6 protein-coding genes and 2 pseudogenes are annotated in these 6,872 nt (G+C 59.7%); 4 read left to right on the forward strand and 4 right to left on the reverse strand.

From position 1 onward, the window contains the following. Nucleotides 1-94: pseudogene (locus SxD43FB_RS22600) on the forward strand (IS5/IS1182 family transposase); the annotation flags it as partial. 22 nt (nucleotides 95-116) lie between these two features. Here SxD43FB_RS22600 and SxD43FB_RS25000 read toward each other — a convergent pair. The 3 genes and pseudogenes from SxD43FB_RS25000 to SxD43FB_RS26180 all read right to left on the reverse strand — a co-directional run bounded on the left by SxD43FB_RS25000 (nucleotide 117) and on the right by SxD43FB_RS26180 (nucleotide 1,290). After that, the gene (locus SxD43FB_RS25000) at nucleotides 117-485 is read right to left on the reverse strand and encodes a DUF6236 family protein (protein WP_176482901.1); all 369 of its coding nucleotides are present in this window, start codon (nucleotides 483-485) and stop codon (nucleotides 117-119) included. 23 nt (nucleotides 486-508) lie between these two features. Further along, nucleotides 509-916 (reverse strand): annotated as a pseudogene (locus SxD43FB_RS26175) (IS5 family transposase); the annotation flags it as partial. Beyond that, nucleotides 859-1,290 (reverse strand): IS5 family transposase, encoded by a 432-nt coding sequence (locus SxD43FB_RS26180; RefSeq protein ID WP_081764279.1) that lies wholly within the window; start codon nucleotides 1,288-1,290, stop codon nucleotides 859-861. The pseudogene SxD43FB_RS26175 and the gene SxD43FB_RS26180, both read right to left, overlap by 58 nt. A gap of 160 nt (nucleotides 1,291-1,450) precedes the next feature. Between SxD43FB_RS26180 and SxD43FB_RS22610 the strand changes: the two genes are divergently transcribed. Further along, complete coding sequence (locus tag SxD43FB_RS22610) at nucleotides 1,451-2,707, forward strand: IS701 family transposase (RefSeq protein WP_096064046.1); 1,257 nt, start codon at nucleotides 1,451-1,453, stop codon at nucleotides 2,705-2,707. After that, nucleotides 2,704-2,940 (forward strand): hypothetical protein, encoded by a 237-nt coding sequence (locus tag SxD43FB_RS25005; protein ID WP_141249612.1) that lies wholly within the window; start codon nucleotides 2,704-2,706, stop codon nucleotides 2,938-2,940. Before SxD43FB_RS22610 ends, SxD43FB_RS25005 begins: the two co-directional genes overlap by 4 nt. A gap of 141 nt (nucleotides 2,941-3,081) precedes the next feature. Here SxD43FB_RS25005 and uvrA read toward each other — a convergent pair whose 3' ends face one another. Continuing rightward, on the reverse strand, nucleotides 3,082-6,072 hold the full coding sequence (uvrA, locus tag SxD43FB_RS22615; RefSeq protein ID WP_096064047.1) for an excinuclease ABC subunit UvrA: 2,991 nt from the start codon (nucleotides 6,070-6,072) through the stop codon (nucleotides 3,082-3,084). Between the two features lie 181 nt (nucleotides 6,073-6,253). Between uvrA and SxD43FB_RS22620 the strand changes: the two genes are divergently transcribed. Further along, complete coding sequence (locus SxD43FB_RS22620; RefSeq protein ID WP_096064048.1) at nucleotides 6,254-6,793, forward strand: DNA cytosine methyltransferase; 540 nt, start codon at nucleotides 6,254-6,256, stop codon at nucleotides 6,791-6,793. Nucleotides 6,794-6,872: the final 79 nt, after the last annotated feature.

A 6,872-nucleotide genomic window follows, 5' to 3' on the forward strand; every position in this document is an offset into this window, starting at 1 on the left:
CGCCAAGGACTTTGAACAGACCATCGCATCGGCAACTGCGTGGCTGTTCATAGCTTCCATCCAGCTATTCGCGCGTCGCATCGCAAGACTATGAAATTTCATCGGATAATTATGAATCAGGCTCTTAGCGCCAGTAGTTCAGATTTTCGACGGTCCTTAAAAGTCAGTACATCGTCATACGAAACTGAAATATCAGGTATAGGTATAGCATTTTCAAGTTTAATAAGAAAAGCTTTTTCGGGTGTCATGGCGGACACTGATAGCCCTCGGACTTGAGGGCTGCGAGCTAAAGACCAACGCTCAGCATCACGTTCATTTAACGCATCAAAGCTATGCGACACTACTCTGCGGAGTATCTCCGCAGTCAGCGTTCCGCTCATCTCGACTCGAGTTTGCTGAATGCCGGGCCATTTTTCTAATCCACTCGGCAGGGATGGGTCGATCTGCAAGAAGTTATTTGTAGGACAATCAATCCTATCGAACAATAGTAGAGTACATCTTACGGTATCTAGGCCGTGTTGACAAAAGACTTCAGCCATAGCCGTGCAGCAGCGAGGTTGAGGAAGCTTTCGAACGACAGGACGGTTTTGTCATAGCGGGTGGCGATGCGGCGTTGTTGCTTCAACTTGCCGAACATTCGCTCAATGCGGTTGCGATCCTTGTAGCGCCGATAGTCGGGATGGACCGGCACTTTGCGGTTCGACCGGGGTGGGATGATCGGCAAAATGCCGCGCATGAGCAGGTTTTCGCGGAACCGGTCGCCATCGTAACCCTTGTCGGCCAGCAATGCCTTGGGTTTGGGCAACGGCAGGGCCATCAGTTCATCCACGGCAGCGTAATCTGAAGCCTCGCCGCCAGTCAGGATGAACCCGATAGGCAGTCCTTGATTGTCGCAGCGGGCGTGGACTTTGCTCGTAAAGCCGCCGCGTGATCGACCAAAAGCCTGCGCAAGAGCCCCCCTTTTCCGCCTACTGCCGAGACATGGCCGCGAACCGTGGTGCTATCGATCATGTGCTGCCAGTCATCGGTCAGGCCCAAATCAACCAGCGTTTGCAACAGCGCATCCCAAACGCCTTGCTCGGCCCAGCGTCGGAACCGCACATAGACGGAGTTCCACTTGCCGTAGCGCTCGTGCATGTCGCGCCAGGGGCAGCCGACCCGCAGCACATGAAGCATGCCGTTGAGAAAACGCCGATTATCGCCAGATGGTCGAGCCCAGCGCCCCCGCTCGGATGGCAGCAGGGGGCCAATCAGTTCCCACTCAGCATCCGACAAGTCCCCACGGTCCATGACTGCTCCTTAAAGAGCAGCCTTGAATCAGAACTTGGGCCGGTTGAAAATCCCTTTTGTCAACACGGCCTAACACTACTTTGGCAGAATTGTGATTTTCGGGATTCCCTGCAGGGGAAATGCGTGATTCATAGGGAGCCAGCTTTGATGGAGGCTGGCGATGGAAGAGGATTGGCAGCGGGATCTCGAGCATTGGCTTGAGCCGTATCTGCAGAAGTTGGGTAACAAGACGCGGCGTCGGATGTGCCCGGCCTACATCGCTGGCTTGATTGGCCCCGGCGATCGCAAGAGCATCCAGCCCATGGCGGCCCGCGCAGACGCGCTCAACTATGACCGGCTGCATCATTTCATCGGTGCCGGGATCTGGGACAGCGCGCCGCTGGTGGCGACGTTGTGGCGGCAAGCGGATGAGTTGGTCGGTGGCGACAAGGGCTGGCTGATCATCGACGACACAGCCCTTCCCAAGAAGGGCAAGGCTTCGGTCGGGGTCGCGCCCCAATATGCTACGGTACTGGGCAAGAACGCGAACTGCCAGACGCTCGTGTCGGTGACCTTGGCTTCGGGGGAGGTGCCGGTCATGCTGGGTTTGCGGCTATACCTGCCGGAAAGCTGGACCAGCGACACGGCCCGGATGGAGAGGGCCGGCGTGCCCGAAGATTTCCAATCCTATCGCACGAAGCCCGACATCGCCATCGAGGAGATCGACCGGGTCATTGCTGCCGGCGTGCGCTTCGGCTGCGTCCTTGCCGACGCCGGCTATGGCTTGTCAGCGCCGTTCCGGCAGGCGCTAAGTGCACGAGGCTTGCGCTGGGCCGTTGGTATCCCCCGGCACCAGAAGGTCTATCCTGGCGACGTGCAGTTGATCTTCCCGGTGGCTGGACGTGGGCGACCACGGGTTCGGCATGTGCCCGACGTCAAATCCCGAGCAGCCCATGCCATGCTCGAAGATGCGAAATGGCGGCAGGTCAGTTGGCGCCGAGGGACCAAAGGCCGCCTGACAGCTCGCTTTGCGGCTATGCGTGTGCGTGTCGCCGATGGCGCGCCACAGCGGATCGGCGCTGCTGGCGCACAGCATATGCCAGGCGAAGAGGCTTGGCTGGTGGGTGAGCATCGCTCGAACGGCGAGCGAAAATACTATCTCTCCAACCTTCCCGCCGACACCGCGATCAAGGACGTCGCCGGCGCCATCAAGGCGCGCTGGATTTGCGAACAGGCGCACCAGCAACTCAAGGAGGAACTCGGCCTCGACCACTTCGAAGGACGATCATGGACGGGGCTGCATCGCCACCTTCTCATGACAATGATGGCCTATGCCTTCCTGCAAACACGACGGCTCGCGCAGGCGGGGCGGAAAAAAAAGAGTCTCCGGACCTCCGCCTCAGCCGAGCATGCCCGCCATCCGACAGGCCATCATTGACCGAATATCAAGACCTCCGCCAGACCAATGCCCTCATTGCGGTGGGAGCCTATCAGTCACGCATTTCAAACTTCTGCCAAAGTAGTGCTAAATTGAAATCACCTGCACGAGTTATTATCCCAGAGCCGGACTCATTTGCTTCAACCGTCTTTTCTGATGTTAATAAAGCGCCGCGCTCGCCGGTGCTTAAGCAGGATGAAGGTAAAATAATGCGATTTAATTCAAGCCCTTGATCCGAAGACGCGGCGGAGGTTCGCGGTAAGTTATGCGCCGGGCTGTTCAACTTTAGATGATTTGCGCTCCAACCCCTTGGGCGGCCACTAGGCCAATGTCCTTTCATAATATGCAGTCCTCCTTATGCGGGCGAGTTAGCCTCACTCCGCCGCCACACTCTCCAGCCCCAACAACGGCGCCAAATAGTGCCCCGTAAATGACCGTGGCTCTTTCGCGACCTTTTCCGGCGTGCCCTCGGCCACGACTTCGCCGCCTTTGACGCCGCCCTCTGGACCCATGTCGATGATCCAGTCGGCGGTCTTGATGACGTCGAGATTATGTTCAATGACCACGACGCTGTTGCCCTGGTCGACCAGCGCGTGGAGGACTTCGAGCAGTTTGCGGACGTCTTCGAAATGCAGGCCGGTGGTGGGTTCGTCCAATATGTAGAGCGTCTGGCCGGTGGCTCTGCGCGCGAGTTCCTTGGCGAGTTTGACGCGCTGGGCTTCGCCGCCTGATAGGGTCGTGGCCTGCTGGCCGACCTTGACATAGCCCAGGCCCACTTCGGCGAGCATGGCCATCTTGTCGCGGATCGGCGGGACGGCCTTGAAGAATTCGACCGCATCCTCGACCGTCATGTCGAGCACGTCGGCGATCGAGTGGCCCTTGAACTTCACCTCCAGCGTTTCGCGATTGTAGCGCGCGCCGTGGCACACGTCGCACGTCACATAGACGTCGGGGAGGAAGTGCATCTCGATCTTGATCAGGCCATCGCCGGTGCAGGCTTCGCAGCGGCCGCCCTTGACGTTGAAGCTGAAGCGGCCGGGTTTGTAGCCGCGCGCCTGGCTTTCGGGCAGCCCTGCGAACCAGTCGCGGATGTTGGTGAAGGCGCCGGTATAGGTGGCCGGGTTGGAGCGGGGGGTGCGGCCGATGGGCGACTGGTCGATGTCGATCACCTTGTCGCAATGTTCGAGGCCCGTCACCTTGTCATGCGCGCCGGCCAGGATGCGCGCGCCGTTGAGGGCGCGGGCGGAGGCGGCGTAGAGCGTGTCGATGGTGAAGCTGGACTTGCCGGAGCCGGAGACGCCGGTGATGCAGGTGAAGGTGCCGAGCGGGATCGACGCGGTGACGCCGCGCAGATTATTGGCGCGGGCGTTGTGGACGGTCAGCTTCTTGCCGGTGCCCTTGCGGCGTTTCTTGGGCACTTCGATGCGGCGGGTGCCGTTGAGATAATCGGCGGTGAGGGAGTTTTTGGCCTTGAGGATCTCCTTGAGCGTGCCCTGCGCTACGATCTCGCCGCCGCGAATGCCGGCGCCCGGCCCCATGTCGACGATATAGTCGGCGTGGCGGATGGCGTCTTCGTCATGCTCGACGACGATGACGCTGTTGCCGAGGTCGCGCAGGCGTTTCAGCGTGACGAGCAGGCGGTCATTGTCGCGCTGATGCAGGCCGATCGAGGGTTCGTCGAGGACGTAGAGGACGCCGGAGAGGCCGGAGCCGATCTGCGAGGCGAGGCGGATGCGTTGGGATTCGCCGCCGGACAGCGTGCCGCTGGTGCGGTCGAGGTTGAGATAATCGAGGCCGACATTGTTGAGGAAGCCCAGCCGCTCGACGATTTCCTTGAGGATGGCGCGGGCGATCTGGTTCTGCTGGTCGTTGAGTTTGTCCGGCATCGCGGTGAAGAAAGCGAGCGCGTCCACGACCGAGCGGCGGGTAGAGAGGGAGATGTCCTCGCCCGCGATCTTGACCGCGAGCGCTTCGGGTTTGAGGCGGGCGCCGTGGCAGGTTTCGCAGGGCTGGGCGCGTTGGTACTTGCTCAGTTCCTCACGCATCCAGGCGGATTCCGTCTGGAGCAGGCGGCGGTTGAGGTTGCCGATGACGCCCTCGAACGCTTTTTTGACTTCGTAGCTTTTGCGGCCGTCCATGAATTTGAGCGTGACCGGCTTGCCGCCGGTGCCGTGGAGGATGATGAGCTTCACTTCGCCGGGCAGGTCGGCCCAGGGGGTGTCGAGGCTGAACCCGAATTCCTTGGCAAGGGAGCCGAGGACTTGCATGTAGTAGGGGCTGGGCGGGTTGGACTTGGCCCAGGGGACGACCGCGCCCTTTTTGAGGGAGAGGGCTTCGTTGGGGACGACGAGTTCGGGGTCGAACTCCTGCCGCTCGCCAAGCCCGTCGCAGGCGGGGCAGGCGCCCATGGGGGCGTTGAAGGAGAAGAGGCGCGGCTCGATTTCGGCAATGGTGAAGCCGGAGACGGGGCAGGCGAATTTTTCGGAAAAGACGATGCGGTTGGCGGGGACTTCCGCGCCTTTGAGCTTTTTCTCCGTTCGGGCTGAGCTTGTCGAAGCCCCACTCTGTTCTTCCGAAGATAAGGACGGCCCTTCGACAGGCTCAGGGCGAACGGGGGTGGGTGTCGCGCCTAGTTCTGCAACGGTCGTATCCGCCAGATCCACGAACGCCAGCCCATCCGCCAGCTTCAGCGCTTGCTCAAAACTGTCGGCCAGCCGCGTGCCCATGTCGGGGGCGACGGCGAGGCGGTCGACCACGACTTCGATGTCATGCTTATACTTCTTGTCGAGCGCGGGCGCGTCTTCGATCAGCATCATTTCGCCGTCGATGCGGACGCGGGTGTAGCCCGCCTTCTGCCATTCGGCGAGTTCCTTGCGATATTCGCCCTTGCGGCCGCGCACGACGGGGGCGAGCAGGTAGAAGCGCGTGCCTTCGGGCAGGAGCATCACGCGGTCGACCATCTGGCTGACGGTCTGCGCGCTGATCGGCAGGCCGGTCGCGGGGCTGTAGGGAATACCGACGCGCGCCCAGAGCAAGCGCATATAATCGTAGATTTCGGTGACGGTCGCGACGGTCGAGCGGGGATTGCGGCTGGTCGTCTTCTGCTCGATGCTGATCGCGGGGCTGAGGCCTTCGATATGTTCGACATCGGGCTTCTGCATCATCTCCAGAAACTGGCGCGCATAGGCGGAGAGCGATTCCACATAGCGGCGCTGCCCCTCGGCATAGATGGTGTCGAAGGCGAGCGAGGATTTGCCCGACCCCGAAAGCCCGGTGATGACGATCAGGCTGTCGCGGGGCAGATCGACATCGACGCCCTTGAGATTATGTTCACGCGCGCCGCGGACGGAAATGTGGGTCAGCATTCGGAAAACCTCTGCTGAATAATGTGGGTAAGGCTCATGCGATCCGTTCTACAAATGTTCCGAGGAGGAATCCAGAGGGGAAGATAGGGGCAATGACCGGGGATTGCGAGTGGGTCAGGCCGAAGCCTGAATGAAAGCGATCAGACTTGGCGGCTGCGATTGAACGTGGCAAACGGCGGCAATGTCCGAAAATTCTAAGCAGCTATCGTTTTTGATGCCTGATACTGGCGCGCAAAATTGGTTCGATGTAACACTCCGCGAACTCAATGTAATACAGAAGCCAGGTTGGCCGGACGCGTTCGGCCGTAACCTGAAGCGCTGGCTGCAAAACAGAAGCGTCGCCAAAATTCCTACTTTGAGCCTTTTTAGCGGCGGCGGCGGACTCGATATTGCGTTCCATGATGCTGGTTTTGAAATATTGGAACTGGTGGAAATTGATCCGCGTTTCGCAGCCACGCTTTCTGAAAACGCGAAGCCGGGGCGCATGTTGGAAGGTGGAAATGTCATTTGCGCCGATATTCGCACTTATAGTCCATCAGCGGACCTTAAAGTTGATTTCATTATCGGCGGCCCACCATGTCAAACCTTCTCAGCTGCGGGGCGGCGAGCTTCCGGGGTCAAAGGTACAAGCGATCCTCGCGGGACGCTATTTGAAGAATATGTCCGTATCCTTAGAGCCCGATCCGAAACTAAGTTGAGTGGTATCAGCGGGTTAGCTTGACGCTTGCCGCAGTCGTTGATTCAGGGGTTTTGCAACAAACTTCCGGAGATCAACGATGTGGACCTCTGTGGTTGCCGTC

The organism is Sphingobium sp. D43FB, assembly GCF_002312805.1.
Classification (GTDB): domain Bacteria; phylum Pseudomonadota; class Alphaproteobacteria; order Sphingomonadales; family Sphingomonadaceae; genus Sphingobium.

Excerpts from the sequence above, each read along its gene's own strand:
- uvrA (WP_096064047.1), bottom strand. The coding sequence starts at position 6,072 with ATGCTGACCCACATTTCCGTCCGCGGCGCGCGTGAACATAATCTCAAG.
- SxD43FB_RS22610 (WP_096064046.1), top strand. The coding sequence starts at position 1,451 with ATGGAAGAGGATTGGCAGCGGGATCTCGAGCATTGGCTTGAGCCGTAT.
- SxD43FB_RS26180 (WP_081764279.1), bottom strand. The coding sequence starts at position 1,290 with ATGGACCGTGGGGACTTGTCGGATGCTGAGTGGGAACTGATTGGCCCC.
- SxD43FB_RS22620 (WP_096064048.1), top strand. The coding sequence starts at position 6,254 with ATGTCCGAAAATTCTAAGCAGCTATCGTTTTTGATGCCTGATACTGGC.